At 76.1% G+C, this 17463-nt stretch carries 7 protein-coding genes; 3 read left to right on the forward strand and 4 right to left on the reverse strand.

The annotated features are described in order from the left end of the window. Positions 1-319: 319 nt before the first annotated feature. The 3 genes from NQZ70_RS11705 (at position 320) to NQZ70_RS11715 (ending at position 4010) form a co-directional block, all read left to right on the forward strand. Positions 320-1813, forward strand: a complete 1494-nt coding sequence (locus NQZ70_RS11705) for a hypothetical protein (RefSeq protein ID WP_129574295.1) — start codon at positions 320-322, stop codon at positions 1811-1813. Between the two features lie 227 nt (positions 1814-2040). Then, on the forward strand, positions 2041-3219 hold the full coding sequence (locus NQZ70_RS11710) for a PAS domain-containing protein (protein WP_129574296.1): 1179 nt from the start codon (positions 2041-2043) through the stop codon (positions 3217-3219). Between the two features lie 341 nt (positions 3220-3560). Continuing rightward, positions 3561-4010, forward strand: coding sequence for a hypothetical protein (locus NQZ70_RS11715; RefSeq protein ID WP_129574297.1), 450 nt, complete (start codon positions 3561-3563; stop codon positions 4008-4010). A gap of 62 nt (positions 4011-4072) precedes the next feature. Here NQZ70_RS11715 and NQZ70_RS11720 read toward each other — a convergent pair whose 3' ends face one another. The 4 genes from NQZ70_RS11720 to NQZ70_RS11735 form a co-directional block, all read right to left on the reverse strand. Next, positions 4073-5539, reverse strand: coding sequence for a reverse transcriptase family protein (locus tag NQZ70_RS11720; RefSeq protein WP_129574298.1), 1467 nt, complete (start codon positions 5537-5539; stop codon positions 4073-4075). Positions 5540-5951: 412 nt separating this feature from the next. Beyond that, positions 5952-7832, reverse strand: a complete 1881-nt coding sequence (locus NQZ70_RS11725) for an SWIM zinc finger family protein (RefSeq protein ID WP_129574299.1) — start codon at positions 7830-7832, stop codon at positions 5952-5954. Further along, on the reverse strand, positions 7829-14590 hold the full coding sequence (locus tag NQZ70_RS11730; protein WP_129574300.1) for a HEAT repeat domain-containing protein: 6762 nt from the start codon (positions 14588-14590) through the stop codon (positions 7829-7831). Before NQZ70_RS11730 ends, NQZ70_RS11725 begins: the two co-directional genes overlap by 4 nt. After that, on the reverse strand, positions 14587-17397 hold the full coding sequence (locus NQZ70_RS11735) for a hypothetical protein (protein ID WP_129574301.1): 2811 nt from the start codon (positions 17395-17397) through the stop codon (positions 14587-14589). Before NQZ70_RS11735 ends, NQZ70_RS11730 begins: the two co-directional genes overlap by 4 nt. Positions 17398-17463: the final 66 nt, after the last annotated feature.

Raw genomic sequence — 17463 nt, forward strand, 5'->3', positions numbered from 1 at the left:
GTTCACCTCCGATACGAGCGCGTCAGGGCTCTCGGCGCGCAGCCGCATCACCGCGTCACTCTACCGCGAGGGACCATCGAAAGGAACAGGGGGCGTCGCCAGCCCGCCAGGCCGACAAGGTCGCCGCCGACGGCTCGGCAACACGAGGTTCGACGGGCGATTCTGTCCCTCAAGGACAACGCCGCCCGTGCGCTCCTCCCGCTCTGGGCCCCTCCTCCGCGCCAGGCGGCGAGAAATCATCAATGGGTACGGCATCCTCGGAATGCCGCCGACCCGTCGCGTTGACCCCCCCGCACGCCCCTGGCACCCTGCCGCCGATATGACCGCTGCAGCCCCCAGCACCCTGGAGCTCTTGCTCGCGGACGCGATCGAGCTCCGCCCCACCCTCGCGGCGGGCCTGCCCGAACTCGCGGCGGGCAGCGCGCCGAAGCCCGAAAAGACCGCGCGGGCCGTGGACGCGCTCTCGCTCGAGATGCCCGACGCGGATCCCAACGATCTCGAGCTCCAGCGCTGGTCGGTGATCGCGCCCGAGGGTGCCCTGGGCGACCAGGCGCTCGAGGCGATCGCGCCGCTCCTCCGGCTGCGCGAGGCCGAGCAGGGGGCGAAGGTCGAGCCCTACCGCGTCAGGCCCGGCATGGGCATGGCCGAGTCGCTCCGGTGGAAGAACGAGGTGCTGCGCGACGAGCGCGTCCCCGAGGAGGAGAGGCCGCGATACCTGCTCCTCCTCGGCGATCTCGACCAGATCTCCGCCGAGCTCCAGCACGTCCTCGCGAACGGCGCGTTCGTCGGCCGCCTCCACGTCGCAAGCGCAGACGGCCGGCCGGATCTCGCCGGCTATGCCGCCTACGCGGAGAAGGTCGTGCGCTGGGCAAAGGCGCCGACAGACCACGACCAGCCCGACGCCCTGTTCTACGTCGCGGAGGACGGCACCGCCGCGACCGAGCTGGGGCGCGATCTGCTCGTCGATCCCTGCATCGCGATGGCGCAGAAGCCAGGCCGCCGGCGCTTCCCGGCCGCGAACGTGGTCGAGATCCCGAGCGCCGAGATCGCGGACGAGCTCCTCCGCGCGGGGACCACCGCGAGGCCCTCCGTGCTCCTGTCCGTGAGCCACGGGCTCGGCCGGCCCAGCGCCGGGTGGTCCTCCGTCGAGCAGCAACGCGCGCTCCAGGGGGCGCTGCTCGCGGGCGCATGCGGAGGCCCCGACGCGCTGCTCACGGCGGAGATGCTCCAGCGCGCCCCCTTCCTCCCGGGCGGCCTGTGGTTCTGCCTGGCCTGCTTCGGGGCCGGGACGCCCGCGCAGAGCGCGTTCTACCCGTGGCTCTCCCTCCTCGCGCGCGAGGGCGCCTATGCCGGCCAGGCCCGGCGCGTGCTGGCGAGCTTGCCTGGCGACGGCGAACGCCCGTTCCTCGCCGCGCTGCCGCAGGCCGCGCTCCGCAACCCCGACGGGCCGCTCGCGGTGATCGGGCACCTGGATCTCGCCTGGACCTACAGCTTCGTCGACCCGGGCCGGGCAGCGCAGAGCCGCGCCTCCCGGATCTTCAGCAGCCTCCAGGCGACCGCCCGCGGCAGCCGCGCCGGCGTGGCGCTCGACGCGCTGATGCGCTCATACCGCGAGGTCAACGACGAGCTGATCGCCGGCTACCAGGCCGAAGAGGACGCCCGCGCGTGGAGCCGGCCTTCCCCGGTCGAGCCCATCCACCGCAGCCGCGCATTCATGCTCCGCAACGATCTGCGCGGCTACGTGCTGCTCGGCGACCCGGCGGCGCGGCTGCCCCTGAACCCGAAGGGGAGCGAGCCGCCCAACCATCCTTAGGCATTCAGGTCCGAGCCCGGCTTCACAGCTGGCGAGCGACCCGGACACCCTTGTTGCGAAGCGGACGAACAAGCTTCTAAGTCGAATGGATAAAGCGCCCGGGACGGTGCCTGTGCTCACGACAGCACACCGGCGCACGCCGTAGACAACCGCGCGCCGTACAGGCATCGTCGTCGCTCTCGGCACGGTGCGCTTGCAGCGTCGCACGGGCCGCCACGGAGGTGCGCATGCGCGCAGACTTGGACGCTTTCCCTGAGCCGCTCGCGGTGCTCGACGCGACCCTGCGGCTGCGAGAGGTCAACGCGGCATGGCGCGACGCCTTCGGGGCGGCGCCGGTCCTCGCGCCGCAGGCCGAGGAGGCCGCGCGCGCGGTGCTCGGAGGGGCGCAGCGCCGGGTGGAGATCGACGCGGGGGCGGCGGACGCATCGGGCCCGCAGCGCTGGACGTTCCTGCGCTGCGCGAGCGCCGAGGGAGAGCCGCTCGCCTTCGTGCACGTGCGCGCGCAGGGCGGGGCGGCGCCGCGCCGCCGCGAGGAGGAGCTCGCCGAGGAGGTGGAGCTCCTGCGCAGCTTCATCGATCTCGCGCCCAACCTCATGTTCATCAAGGACCGGCACAGCCGCTACGTCCTGGCGAACAGCGCGCTCGCGGACTGCTACGGCATGACCCCGGAGCAGGTCGTCCACGCGTCCCAGCACGAGCTCACCGCGAGCGCGGAGGAGGCCGCGGGGTTCGCCAGCGTCGACCGGCAGGTCATCGACACGCGGCAGCCGGCGATCATCGAGGAGAAGGAGACGCGGCCGAACGGCGAGGTGCACTGGTACGAGACCGTCAAGAAGCCGATCGTCCGCAGGAGCGGCGAGGTGCAGGTCGCCTGCTTCAGCGTGGATGTCTCCGAGCGCCAGCGCGCCCAGGACGCGCTCCAGCGCTCGGCGCGCGAGCTCCAGACGATGGCCGCGGCGGCCCGGCGCGAGGCGGACGAGAAATCGGCGCTCGCCGCCGAGCTCGACCGGAGGCTCGCCGTCATCCAGGCGCAGCACCGGCAGATCCTGGCGCTCTCCGCGCCCATCCTGGAGGTCGCCGACGGCATCGTCGGCGTGCCGCTCATCGGCGCCATGGACGAAGAGCGGACGGCCATGCTCACCGAGCGCTTGCTCGACGCCATCGCGACGCGGCACGTGCGCAGCGTCGTGCTCGATCTCTCGGCGCTCGAGGCGATGGACGCGCGCACCGCCGACCGGCTCGTCGGCATCGTCCGCGCGATAGGCCTGCTCGGCGCGCGCGCCGCGATCACGGGGATCCAGCCCGCGGTCGCGCAGACGATGACCTCGCTGGGCATCGATCTCTCGAGCATGGTCACGACGCGCACCCCGAAGGACGCGATCCGCCTCTTCTCGACCAGGAGCTGAGCCCGCGAGCTCGGCGCGGCGCGCCCCCCATCGTCGCTTCGCGCTCCCTCTGGCGAGCCCGCGGGGCGCGCCATGTACCGCAGATTTGTTCGGACTCCGACATTCGAGCGGGTTCGCCCCGGTCGTGCCCTCGGGTGTTGACAGCTGAGCCCGCCGGCTCGTAACCTCGATCAGATACCGAGACTTGGGTGCTCGATGCTCGCGGCGTCCCTCGGGTCATCACCCATCTGGGCACGCCGCAGGCGCGGAGACGCAAGCGCTCGGATCGAGGGGGCCTGTGGCCCCTCATCGGACCATCTCGAACATACCCGCTCCGCGAAAGCCGAGAGTGGAGGTGCAACATGAATAAGTCGTTGGTAAGGCTGGCGATCGTTGGTCTGCTGACAGGCGCGTGCTTCCTCGACGTGGAACAGCATGGCGTCGGCATCGCTCACGCGAAGGAGCCTGCGGCGTCCGAGCGCAAGGGCGGCGGTTTTCAGGGCCGCTTCGGCTGGGACGCCTCCGGCACCATCGTCGGGCAGGGCAATTTCGTGGCGAATGGGACCATTACATTCCACCGCAATGGGAAGCTCACCGCCACGGAATCGGGGAATATCGAGGGTACGTACTTCACCGATACCTTTACCGGTACATGGACGCTGGACGAGGACGGCACGGGCACCTTCACCACGGTCGACTCGTCCGGCGGCGTCAGCGTCTTCGACTGGGTGCTGACGGCGCAGGGGCAGCGGGGGACAGCGGTCAGCAGGGACGCGGGGGACGTCACGCTGCTCAGGATGGAGCGACAGTAGCCCTCTCGCTGCCTGCTCTCTTTATCGCCCGCGCGGAGATCTGAGCTGGCCGCCTGGCCCGGCTACCGCCCGGATTCCCCATCGGCCGGCGCCGGCTGATTCCGCTCGAGCGCCTCGATGCGCCCGAGGAACGCGCGTCCCCTGACCGGATCGGTCATGTACACGAACGCCGCGAGCCCCTTGAGCTGCGCGAGCGTCTCCCCCTTGCCGGGCCTCCCCAGCTCCCGATTGCGGATCGCCGCGCGCAGCGCGCGCACCCGCTCGCGCGGGACCCGCGCCGCCGGGGCCGCCTCGCCAGCGCCGTTGACGACGAGGCCCGTCACCTTCTGGCGGCTGCCCTTGCGCATCACCACGGTCTTGCCGGGGTGCAGCCGGAAGCCCTCCGCGCTCAAGATCTCCCGGACGCCCCGGAGCAGCGCGCCCACCGGCGCGCGCGGCCGCGCGGCGCCGGCGAGCCCGGGCGCCTCGGGCACACGAAAGGAGAAGGTGAGATCGTCAGCATAGCGCGTGTAACGGAACCCCAGCTTGCGCGCGAGCCCGGACACGCGCCGATCGAGCCGCAGGCAGATCGCGTTCGTGATCGCAGGAGAGCTGGGCGCGCCCTGCGGGAGCACGCGCGGGCCGGTCGCCACGTGGAGCGTCTGCCCGCGGAACTGCACGACCTCGCGCGGCGCCTCCGTGGCGAGGAGCGCGACGAGCGTCGCCGGACCCTCGGCCACCCCCGCCTTGCGGAGCAGGCCGCGCACGCGGCGCCACGTGATCGTCGGGAAGAAATCCTTGATATCGATCTTGACGATCGTGTCGGCGCCGGCGTGCGCGGCCGCGTTCGTGACGATGGAGCGGCTCGCGAGGAAGCCGTGCGCCGCGGCGTGGACCGGGAGCCTCTCGAACAGGTTGCGGAGCGCCCAGCGCTGCGCGCGCTTGAGCTCCCGCTTCGGAGACGAGATGGCGCGCGCGCTGCCGTCGCGCTTCGGGATCAGCCAGCGCCGGTAATGCGTGCCGGTGTCGACCTCGCGGTGGTACGCGAGCCAGCGGAGCCGCGGGATCGTCAGCCCGAGCGCGCTCGCGAGCTCGCCCGCGGAAGGCAGGTCGGGGAGGCCGCGCGACCGCGCGCGCTCGGCGAGGCCCGGGACATCGAAGGCGTCCGGCCCTTCGCGATCGCGGAAATGCACGCCGGCGCCGAGGTGGTTGATGTGCGTGGCGAGGTACGCCTCCCAGGCGAGGCGGCGCAGCGCGCGGCGCTCGCGGGCCTCGACCTTCTTGCGCTCCTTCCACTGGGCGCGCTCGCGGTCCGACATCGCCTTGGGATCGCCGGTCGCGACGGCGCCGCGCGCGGCGAGCTCCGCGCTCACCCACGCGTCGATCCCGCCCGCCTCGGCGATCGCCTTCCAGCGGGCGACGCGCTCCTCGTGGGCGAGGCGGCGCTCCTCGGCGCTGCCGCGGGCCGCCGCGAAGGGGGCGGGCGGCGTCGCGAGGGGGAGAACGACGGGGGCTCGGGCGGGGACGGTCGCGTCGATCTTCGCGGTCATGTCTCGGTGGAAGCGCGGCTGTGAAGCACGATGGAAGCGGCCGGCGGCCGCGCTCCGCGCGCGGCGGGATCGCCCTCCGCCGATCGCGGGCTCATGTCGCCAAGAGAGGCCCCGAGCGCATCACCTTCTTCGCTTGGGGCACGGTAGCCTCACCGGTTCTCCGGCTAGACCAGCGCTACGGCGCCGGGAGAAACGGCGGTTGCGAGGTTGTCTCAGCTCTCCCGGCGCCGTAGCGCTGGTCTAGCCGAAGAGAACCAAGAACAGGCTACCTTGCGGAGAGTGACTGGCGGTTCCTCCAGAGCGGCGCGACGCCGCTCCTGCGCTCGAGGCGCGGAGGCTGGTGCGTTCAGAACCTCTCCTGGCAGCACGACGCAATCTCACGTTTGCTGACGCTCGACCTCCTTCCCCCTCGTCACGCCGACGACGCCTCGGCGTCGACGAACCCCGACGATGTTAACGCATCCAGCCGCTTGAAATACGCGTCGCGCGCTTCGCCGTCCGTGTCAAACCAAATGCGCTGATGACGAGGGTCATCCTTGCCGCGCGTGCCCCACGACAGGTGCACGACACGGTCGTCCAGCGAGACACGGTAGACCACCTCCGCGCCCGAGGCCTCGCGGCGCACGTAGGTGCGCGTCTCGGCGCGGATGAGCGCCCGCCCCTCGGCCGTCTTTCGCTGGGCGTCCTGCGCGGCGCGCTCGCGGGCGTAGGCGACGCGGAGCGCGATCATGTGCTCGCACGGCCCCTCGCGGAGGCCGCTCCGGCGGAACGCGGGGCAGCTGCACCACGCGTCCGAGACGCGGCCCTCGAGATCCACCGTGAACCGGGGCGAGAAGCCGCGGTGCGCCTCCCGGTCCGCGACCTCGCCGTGGATCTCCGTGCCCTCGCCGGCGATCTCGTGCACCTTGGTCGGCCGCACCGCGCCCGGCGCGGCGAGCAGGCGGTGGGCCGCGGCCTCGCGGGGCGAGCCGTAGCGGATCTCGCGCTCGTCGACCGGCTCGGCGAAGAGCTCGCGCGGGCGGTAGACGCGGCGCGCGACGTCGTAGAGCACGCGGCCGCGCAGGCACTCGAGCTGGAGCGCCGCGCGGGCGTCCTCGGCGCTCGCGCCGGACGCGAGCGCCGCGAGCGGGAGCGGCCCGCGCTCGCGGAGCAGGGCGCGCTGCCTGCCGGCGAGCGCGTCGAGCGCGCCGGCGCCGCGCTCCCCGTCGCGGGGCATCAGGGCGTCGAACGAGGCGGCGCTGGCCCAGCTCGCGTCGGTCCAGCCCGTGAGCGCGACGGTCAGCGTCGCGCGGCCGAGATCGAGCACCCAGAAGACCGGCAGCCCGGGGCCCCGGAGCTCGGCGCGGGCGCTCCGCACGTGCGGCAGGAGGCGCGTGAGCGCGAGCAGCCGCTGCCGGCCGAAGGTCCGGACCACGCGCGGCGGGCCCTCGTACGGCGGGCCGTGGCCCTCGAGGAGGATCTCCCACGGCTCGAGGATGAGGCGCGGCGGCTTGCCGGGGACGAGCTCGAAGCGCAGGCCGCGGGGCGGCTTCTTCGCCTTGCGCGTGCGGAGCACGAAGAGGGCGTTGTAGAGGTCGATCGGGGCGAGCTCGCACGAGACCGCGGGGAGCGTCGCCGCCGACTGCACCTGGAGGAAGCCGCGCAGCCACGTCGCGGGAACCTCGAGCGAGCGCTCGATCGACGCGGGCGACGTGGCCGGCGCGGCGTGGGACGCGCCGGCGTCGAGCTCCACCTTCGTGTAGACGCGCAGGCGATCGATCTGCTCGACGATGCGCGGCGAGAGATCGACGAAGGCGGTGCCGTGGGCCGCCTCGCGGCCCTCGAAGAGATCGCTCGAGAAGGCGAGCCTGGCGTAGGCGCTCTCGTCGCGCGAGAAGACCTCGATCGCGACCTCGTCCGGGTGCACCGTGAGCACCGGATCGAGCGCGCCGGCGGGCTTGCGCACGTCGGGGGAGCCGTCGCCCTGGCCCGCGGCGCCGCCGCCGAGGGCGCCCTCCAGGTACGCCTTCTGCGCCTCCCAGATCGCCGCGGTCGCCTTCTTACCCTGCTTCATCAGGTAGGCGAGGTACGCGGTGCGATCGCGGCCCTTGTACCGGAGGTCGCTCTCCAGGAGCGTCGCCAGCGTGGCCATCGCGTCGCGGAACAGCGCCGCGTCGCGGAGGGTGCCGCGCACGCCGACCGGGCCGCGGGCGCTGTCGAGGGAGAGGCGCACGCTCGACTGGAGCGGGGCGGCGGCGAGCTCGCTCGGCGCGGCGTACCGGAGGAGGATCGGACGGGCGAGGGCTGCGGTCATGCGTTGACTCCGTCGGGGGGCCCGGGCTCGGCGGGGGCGCGCGCGATCGAAGGCCGACTCGCGCGCTCGTTCGCGGCGCTGCGCTGCGCGCGGCGGTACGCCCGGTACGCGGCCTTGCGGACGGCGACGTCGGGCGCCGCCGCCTTGTCGAACGCGAGCGCGGCCAGCGCCTCGAGCGCGCGCTCGCCGCCGGCGCGGCCGAGCGCCGCGATGGCGTCGAGGCGGGCCGCGGCGTCGCCGCCGTCGCCCTTGGCGAGCGCGATCAGCGGGGCGAGCGCGGCGACGTCGCGGCGCGCGAGCATCGCCGGCAGGGCGAGGCGCCGGCCCGGCTCGCTCGCGGCGAGCGCCGAGAGCGCCTCGGGCGGGGCGGCGCGCGCCGTCGGATCGAAGGCGACGGGATCGAACGGCCGCGCCGCCGCCGCGCGCGCGGCCGCGCCGTCCGGCGCGAGCGCGGCGAGCGCGGCCGCCGCGGAGGCGCGGACGCCGGCGTCCATGTCCACGAGGGCGGCCGCGAGGGCGTCCGCGGCGCCCGCGGGAGGCGCGCCGCCCGGGGCCGTCGCGAGCGCGCCGAGGGCGCGCGCGGCCTCGCGGCGGACCTCGCCGGGGGCGGCGCCGTCCGCGAGGAGCGCGGAGAGCGCGGGCGCCATCGCGGTCGCGCCGGCGCGCGCGCCGGCCCAGAGCAGCTCGCGCCACGCCGCGGCCTCGGCGTCGCGCGCGTCGCCGTGCGCGGCCGACCAGCGCTCCGCGGTGCGCCGCGCCGCGGCCGCGACCGCCGCGGCGAGGGCCTCTCGACCGCCGTCCACGGCGCCGGCGGCGATGAGCCGCGCGGCCTCCTGCCGCGCCGGGGCGCGGTCGTCCTCGAGCATGGCGCGGAGCGCGGCCGCAGGCAGCGCCCCGCGGCGGAGCAGGCCCATGGCGAGGCGCCGCCGGAGCTCCTCGTCCTTGAGCGCCGCGAGCCGCGGCAGGAGCTCGGTCGGGTCGGCCTCCGCGGCGAGGTAGCTCGCCGCCGGGCTCGCGATGTCGTCGTGCTCGCTCGCGACCGCGAGGAGCTCGACGCGCGTCCGCTCGCCCGGGAAGAGCTTCTCCAGCGCCTTGCGCGCGGCCTTGCGGACCTCGGCGCTCCACGCGTCGAGCGCCCGCGCGAGGGCGAGCTCGGCCGCGCGGTCGCCGAGCTCGCCGAGCTCGTTCACCGCGACGAGGCGGAGCCGGTCGGGCGTGTCGCCGGCGCGCGCGAGCTCCTCGAGCAGCACGCGGGCGCGCTCGCCGCCGAGCCAGCGCACGCCCCGCGCCGCCGACTCGCGGAGGTCGATGGCGTCCGCGTGGAGCGCCTGCTCGACGCGCTCCGAGGCGCGCCGGCGGAGCTCGGCGCCCTCGAGCTTCGGGGCGATGCGGCCGAGCGCCTCGGTGGCGGCGGCCTGCATGGTGAGCTCGACCGGCGCGTCCTTGGTGCCGCCGGCGGCCACCGCCTCGAGCTCGTCCAGCGCGCGGGCGTCGCCGAGCGTGCCGAGCGCGAGCAGCGCCCGCTCCCGCTCCCCGGGCTCGCCCGCGCGCACGACGAGCATGAGCGGCAGCAGCGCCGCCGCGAGGCCCCGCGCGGCCACCCCCTCGGCGGCCGGCAGCACGAGCTCGCGCGCGCCGGCGCGCAGCACCGCCTCGAGCGGGCCGGTGGGCGCGCCCTTGTCCTTCACGCGCTTCGCGTACGACGTGACGGCCGCGACGCGCGCGGGGAGGTCGCGGTCCGAGAAGAGCGGGACGAGCAGGTCGTTCTGCGCGGGATCGTCGCCGAGATCGAGCTCGCGCGCCGCGGCGAGGCGGAGCGCCGGGTCCTTCGCGCGCGCGGCGGCGGCGAGGAACGCGACCGCGCGCGCCGCGTCGCGCTTGTCGCGCTCGCGCCCGCGGTCGACGATCTCGAGGCACGCCTTGAACGCGGCGCTCCGGACCTCGGCGGCCTCGTCCTCGAAGCGCGCCGCGAGGGCGGGGATCGCCTCCGGGTTGCGGGCGCTCCCGAGCGCGCGCGCCAGCGCGGCGCGGTCGGCCGGCGCGGCGGCCTCGTCCATGCGCGCCGCGAGGGCGCGCACCGCGGCGCCGCTCGCGAGCGCGACGAGCGCCTCGCGCGCGCGGGCGAGCGTCGCGCTCGCCGGCGGCGCCGCGCCCTCGCGCAGGAACGCCGCGAGCACGTCGACGGCGCGATCGTCGCGGCGGCGGGCGAGGAGCTCCGCCGCGCGCAGGCGGAGATCGTCGTGGTCGCTCTCCATCGCGCGGCACAGGGCCAGCACGATGCGCGGATCGCTCGACGACGCGAGCCGCTCGAGCACGCCGAGGCGCAGGTCGGCGTGCTCGCTGCCGAGCGCGGCGAGCAGCGGCTCGAGGCTCCCCTTCGGGCAGAGCCGCTCGAGGAGCTCGAAGGCGTAGCGGCGCACGTCGGCGAGCGGCGAGCTCAGCGCGCGCGCGATCTCGGGCCGGGCGCCGTCGCCGCGCGCCGCGATCTCGTCGAGCGCGGTCCGCGCCACGTCGGCCGACGCCGACGCGAGCCCGAGCGCGAGCGGCTCGCTCGCCCCCGCCGGGAAGAGCGCCTTGAGCCCGGCGAAGGCCGCCTTGCGGACGAGGTGGTGCGGGTCGTCGAGCGCCCGGACGAGCGGCGGGATCGCCGCCGTGCTGCTGACGTGGCCCTTCTGGCAGACGTCGACGATGCGGTCGATGGCGTCGCGGCGGGTCCGGTGCGCCTCGTCGTCGCCCGGCGAGACCTGCCGGAGCAGGCCCATGTACGCGCCGAACGCGAGCCAGCGCAGCCGGCGCTGCTCGCCCTCCGGCACCGCGTCGCCGCCCGGCCGGTCGCCCTGCTTCTGCCCGGGCTGCGCGAACAGCCGGCGGAGCCACCCCTTCGCGGGCCGCGTGTCGGTCTCCTCCGCGGCGCGCGGGGTCGTGTCCGCCGCGACGGGCGCGCCCGCCGGGCGCAGCGCGGCCACCCGCTTCGCCTCGCGGAAGTACTCGACCGGCTTGCGGCGGATGCGGAGCACCTGCGCGGCCGCGTACCGCTGCTCCGGGTTGTCGCTGGCGAGCGCCTCGGCGAGCCCCACGAGGATGCGGCCGCGCGCGACCTCGGGCGGCCACTCCTTCATGCCGGCGGGCCTGTCGCCCTCGGCCGCGCCGTCGCGATCCCGGTCCGGCTGCGCCGCGGCGTCGGGGCGCGGGGGCATCAGCACCTCGATGAGGTGGGCGAGGTACGCCTCCGGATCGGTGCGCAGCTCGAGCGCGCGCGCCGCGGCGAAGCGCACGTCGGAGCGCTGCGACGAGAGCGCGCTCGTCAGGAGATCCGGCGGATCGCCGCGGCGGAAGGCCCGGAGGTCGCGCGCGAGCACGATCGCGAAGACGAGCTCCTGGACCTCGCGCGAGCTGTCCTCGAGGCCCTGCAGCATCCCGCCGTAGCCCTCGGGCCCGAGCGCCGCGAACGACATGATCGTCGCGACGCGGATGGGCGGGTGCTCGTGGCGCAGCGTGCCCGTGAGGACCGGCAGCGCCCGCACGTCGCCGAGCCGCGCCAGCCCGTCGGCGGCCCACGAGCGCACGGCGACGTCGGCGTGGCCCATGGCGTCGAGCAGGTAGCCCTCCTCGCCGCGGCGGGCGGCCATGGCGAGCCCGCGCGCCGCCTGCTCGCGCACGTCGGGGTAGTCGTCCTTGAGCAGCTCGGTGGCGAAGTACTTGACGAGCCGCGGCGCGCCGAGCGTCGCCAGCGCGGTCGCGGCGCGGGCGCGGAGCGGGCCGAGGATCTGGATCGGGAGCTCCTTGAAGAGGCTCTTGTCGGCGAGGAGCGCCCGCATCGGGTTGATCGGCTGCTCGTCGCGCCGCGCGGCGCAGAGCTCGGCCGCGCGCACCCGGAGGTCGAGGTGGCTCGACTGGAGGCCGATGTGGAGCGGCCCGGCCTCGCCGGGCAGGAGCTTGTCGAGCGCCTCGATCGCGGCGGTGCGCGGCCCCGCGTGGTCGTCCTCGAGCAGCCGGATGAGGGCGCTGCGGACGGCGTCGCTCACCGGCGCGCGCGCGGCGCCGCGCGCGCCGCTCTCGCGGACCGACGGGTGGATCGACGCCATCGCGGCGAGGTGCGGCTCCGCGGCGTCCTTGCCGCGCAGCTTGACGACCGCCTCGTACGCGGCCTGGGCCACGCCGTCGTCGCGGTCGCCGATCGCCGCCTGGAGCCGCTCGGCGGCCCACGGCTGCTCGCCGTGCGCCTTGAGCTCCTCGACGGCGCGCAGGCGCAGGTCGGGGAAGCGCGCGCGCTGGGCGCGGTCGAGCGCCGTCCGCGGATCCGAGGCGTGCCACGACCAGAGCGTCCGGAACGCCTCGCGGCGGACCTTGGGCGACTCGTCCTCGATCGCGTCGGCGAGCAGCGCCTCGGCCTCCGGGGGCCTCGGCCCCTTGCCCTCGCCGGCGAGCGCCACCAGCCGGTCGAGCCCGCGGACGCGGATGTCCTCCTGCGACGAGCGGAGCGACGCCTCGGCCACGGCGAGCGGGGCCGACGGCTCGAGCCGCGCGTACGCCTCGAGCGCCGCGGCGCGCACCGCGCCGTCCGCGTCGTCGAGCATCCAGACGAGCCGCTTCTCGGCGCGCGTGTCCCGCAGCTCGGCGAGCGCGGTCGCCGCCTGCCGGCGCAGCGACGGGTCTTGCTCGCGCGTGAGCTGCAGCAGCGCGCCGAGGGCGCGGGTGTCGCCGAGCTGCGCGAGCCCGCGCGCGCCGCGCACCGCCGTGTCCGGCGTGCGGCACGCCATCGCGGTGAGCAGCGGCTCGAGGTCGGCCTCCGCCGGCTCGGCGCCCGGGCTCCCCACGCCGGGGATCCGGGAGCGCGCGGCCTTCAGGTCCGCGTCGTCCGGCGCCTTCGGCTTGGCCTTCGCGTCCGGCGCGGGCGGCTCGCCCTCGCCGTCGCGGGCGCGCCGCAGCACCTCGGCCGCGCGCCGGGCGATGTCGAGCGCGGCGCGGCCGAGGTCCTCGTCGCGCCCCTCGAGCGCGTGGGCGAGCGCCCGCCGCTCGATCACCTTCGCCGCGAACGCGATGCGGCGCACCTCGGGATCCTCGTCGTCGAGCGCGCGCCCGGCGATCGGCGCGAAGCCCGGGGCCGAGAGCCAGCCCTGGAGCGCGGCCCGGATGAGCGCCTCGACCCGGAGGTCGGCCGGGCCGCGCTCGAACGCGGCGCGGAGCGGCTCCGGGCTGCCCGGGTGGAGCTTCTCCAGCTGGTCGAGCGCCGTGAGCCGGACCGACGCGTCGCGGGCGGCGAGCTTGTCGGCGATGAGCCCCGGGATGAGCGGCGAGCTGCCGTGCAGCTTGCCGAGCTCGACGAGCGCCCGGCGCTGGACGTCCGCGGCGCGCGCCTCGAGCCCCGCGCGGAGCGGGGTGAGCGGCGCGTCGCGGTCGATCGCGCGGAGCGCCTCCAGCGCGGCCAGGCGGACGGCCGCGTGCTCGTCGTCGAGCGCCTCGCGGAGCTTCGCGCGCGCGCCGCGGCGCCCGCGCGCCCCGAGCTCGCGGGCGGCGAGCGCGCGCACCTCGGCGTCGCGGTCCGACCGGAGCGCGCGCGCCGCGGCCTCGAGCGCCTCGGGCTCGTCGAGCGCCGCGAGCGTCTTGACGGCGGCCTCGCGGGCCGGCCGCGCCCCGGAGAGCGCCTGGGCGAGGGCGTCGAAGCCGTGCGCGAGCTCCGCGGCGCCGTCCGCGGGCGCGCCCGCCGCGTCGATCGGGAAGCGCCACACCGTGCGCCGGTCTCCCGCGGCGAAGACGGCGCCGAGCCCGTCCTTCGCGTCCGCCGCACCGCGGCCGCCGGACGCGCGCGACCCCTTGCGCGCGGGGGCGCCCTCGGCGGGCGCGAGCGCGAGCGCGTGGAGCGGCAGCGCGCTCGTCTCCAGGGTGCGCGGCTTGCGCCGGTCCGCGAGCCGGTGAACGCGGATCGCGCCGTCCGCGCCCGCGGACAGCAGGCGATCGCCGGCCTCCTTGCCGTCGTCCTGCGGCGGCGGGGTGGGCAGGCACAGCAGCGCGCGGACCCCGCCCGCGTGCCCGCTCCCGTCCGCGCCGCGCACCTCGCACTCGACGTCGCCGACGAGGTACCAGAGCCGCACGGTGCCGTCGTCGCCGCCCGAGGCGAGCCGCCCGTCGCGCGGCGTGAACGCGAGCGCCGCGACCGGCCCGTCGTGCCCGGGCATGTCGCGGCGGGCGCCGGTCGACAGGGTGATCACGCGGACGACGCCGTCGTCGCCCGCGGCCGCGACGAGCTCGCCGGCGGGGTCGAAGGCGACGGCGCGGAGCGGCGCCGCCGAGAGCGCGAACGACGCGATCTCGGCCGCGGCCCCGGGCGGCGGGGCCGGGGACCCGTCGCCGCCGCCGACGCGGAAGACGCGCAGCGCGCCGTCGGCGCCGACGGTCGCGAGGCGCGCGCCGCCCGGCGCCGCCGCGACCGCCGTGACGCCGCCCGGGTGCGCGTCGAGCGCCCGCGCCTCGGCCGCGCCGCCCGCGACGAGGCGCAGCGCGCCGTCGGAGCACGCCATGGCGAGCAGGTCGCCCGCGAACGCGAGGCCGAGCACGTGCGCCGGCACGTCGATCGAGCGCACCGGCTTGTTCGCCGCGTGATCGAACAGCGTCACCTGGCTCGCGCCGGCGGGCGATCCCGCGGGCGACGTCTCGCCCGCCCCGCCCGGCGCCGGCGCGCGCACCCCGCCGACGGCGAGGAGCCGCGGGCCGGCGGCGAGCGCGCGGACCTTCTCGTAGTGGCCGATCGTGTGGCTCATGCGCGCTCCTGTCCGGCGCTCGGCGCGGCGAGCCCCTCGATCTCAAGCCCCGGGTGCGCGCGCCGGAGCCGCATCAGCGCCGCCAGGCAGGCCTGCCACTCGCCCTTCGCGATCGACCCGGTGAACTCGGCGATGACCGGGGCGACGAGCGCCGCGAACGCCGCGTCCTCGACCGCGAGATCGCGCACGACCTCGATCACGTGCCGCTTGGCCTCGCTCGCGGAGAGGCGCCGCCGCGGGCCCGCGTCGTCGCCCGGCTCCGGCGAGCGCCCCGCGGGGATGCCGGAGAGCACGTACCGCAGGAAGGCCCGGAGCGCCTCGACGTCCGCGAACCGGCCCGCGTCCTCGGGCGCCTCCGCCGGGCGCGGCTCCTCTTCCTTCCCGCGCCCGACGCGCGGCTGCCAGCCTGGCGGCAGATCGCGCGGCCGGTGCTTCTCCCAGAGCATCCGCACCGCGAAGAGGCGCACCTCGCGGTCGGCGCTCTGCATCAGCCAGCCGAGGCGCTCCGGGCCGCCGAGGCGCGCGTAGTGCTTCAGGATGAGCGACAGGCCGAGCTCGCGCGCGCTCTTCTTCAGGCTCTCCGTGAGCGCGAAGACCTGCGCCGGATCGAGCTCGTCGAGCGTGAGCGTCAGCGCCGGATCGGCGGACGGGTCGCCGGCCTTGCGGAGCGCGTCGAAGGCGATGTTGCGCACCTCCTTCGCGTCGCTGTGGGCGAGCTCGTAGACGCGGGCCTGGTAGCCCCACGCCCGCAGCTCCGCGCGGGTGATCAGCGCGGCGAAGCGCCGGACGTCGTCCCGCTTGTCGGAGAGCGCGGGCCAGATCCGCTCGGCGGTGAACACCGCGCGCTTCAGCGCCGGCTTCAGATCGAGCTCCTTGGCCTCGCCCTGCTCGGGCCCGAGCGTCGGGTGGTGGCACCGCAGGTAGGTCTGCGCGAACGCGCGCATCGGCTCGGGCTCCTTCTCGCCGAGCGCGAGCGCGAACAGCCGCGCGGTGCCCGCCTCGCGATCGCCGCGGCCGCCCGCGTCCTGCCCCGCGTCGAAGTCCTGCGGCTTCATGTGCGCGAGGAGGTACCGGCGCGCGAAGCCGTTCAGCGTGGGGTCCGCGCGCCGCGCGAGCGCGAGCAGCCAGGGCAGGGTGAGCTGCCGCGGGGTCACGATCTTCGGGTTGCCGAGCACCGAGAGCGCGACCGCGCGCGTCTCGGCGCTGAAGACGAGGCCCTTCAGGCGCTCCACGCCCTCGGCGGTCAGGTCGGGCAGGGCGTCGGCCTTCTCCAGCCAGGCCGCGACCGCGCGCCCGATGCGCTTCCGCGTGAGCGCGCCGAGCAGCCACGGCGTCCCGATCGCCGCGACGGGGTGCTTGCCGAGCGCGTCGAGCGCGATCTCCGTCGCGCGATCGTCGTCCTCGTGGCGCGGGTCGTCGAGCACGCGGATCCAGAAGGCCGGCCCGAGCTCTCCCGGCCGGTACTTCGCCTTGAAGTAAGCGGTGGCCCACCGCTTCTGCGCGCCCTCGCCGTAGATCATGTCGACGAGGAACGGCTCGGGCAGCTCGGCGCGGTCGAAGCTCTCGCCGAGCGCCTTGCCGGCCCAGGCCTCGGTCTCGCCGCGCTCGAGCAGCCGCCCGAGGAACGCGAAGCCGAGCGCGCGCGGGCTCCTGCCCTGCAGCGCCGACGCCGCGAAGGCGCGCGTCTCCTTGTGCTCGGAGGCGAGCAGCGCGGCGAGCCGCTCCGGGTCGAGATCCGCCGCGTGCGCGCGGGCGTACTCGATCGCGAACGCGCGCGCCTTGGCGCTCGGCGAGCCGAGCAGCGCGAGGGCGGCGTCGTGCAGCCCGAGGCCCCGCAGCTTGCTCTGGTGGAGCTCCGGCGAGCCGAGCAGCGTCTCGATGAGGAAGTCGTGCGCGCTCGCGAGCGGCCGGGTCGCGAGGCGCGCGAGCCACGCGGGCGTGGCGGCGCTCCGCAGCGCGTCGGCGAAGTCCTTCTTGAGCCCCTGGATCGCGAACCGCGCCGGCGGATCGGCCTGGCAGGTCGAGAGCAGGAGCATCAGCGGATCGGGCGATCGCCTCCACGCCTCGCCGAAGGCGCGGTGCTTCACCATGTCGCTCGGCGGGACGCCGCCGTGGAACGAGCGCCCGTCGTACTTGCCCGCGCCGTGCGCCCAGACGTGGTTCGCGACCCAGAGGTCGCGGAAGGCCGTGTCCGGCGTGTAGTGGCGGAGGACCTCGACCGCGAACTGCGGGTAGAGCTCGGGCGTGCTCCGGCCGAGCTCGCGCAGGAAGCGCCACGCGCGGCGGCGCATGTAGATCAAGGTGCCGCGGGAGACCTCGCGCCGCCCGCCGCGCGAGAGCTCTGTGTCGAAGCGGTAGGCGAGGGCGCCGAAGAGCTCCGCGTCGAGGCGCGCCTCGGCCAGCTTGTAGATGCGCTTGAGCCCGCCCCACGCGCCGAAGACGAGCGGCGCGCTCTTCGCGACGTCGCAGAGCGCGCTGCGCCCGGCGTCGGTGCCCTCCTCGTAGATGCGGACGAGCAGATCGGCGAGCTCGAGCCGCGGCGGCGGCGCGGCGTCGACCTGCGCGAGGAAGCGCCGCCACGCGTCGGTCGCCTGCTCGCGCCGCTGCTCGGGGGTGCTCCTGCCCTGCGCGATCGAGAGCAGCCGCAGGAACGCCGCGAAGGTGAGCGCGCCCTCGCGGGGCGGCGCCTCCGGCGCGGGATCCGGCTGCTCGAGGTAGGCCTCGAGGATCTCGGCCAGGGCGGGCGCGCCGCTCGCGGCGAGCTGCTTGACGTTCGCGATGTCGATCGGGTTCGGTGAGCTCGCCAAGGCGCCTCCCGCGGCGGGATGGCCTGAGAGAATCGCGAGCCCTGCGGATCAGGTCAAGCGGAGTCG

Source organism: Sorangium sp. So ce836 (assembly GCF_028553905.1).
Taxonomy (GTDB): Bacteria; Myxococcota_A; Polyangia; order Polyangiales; family Polyangiaceae; genus Sorangium; species Sorangium cellulosum_D.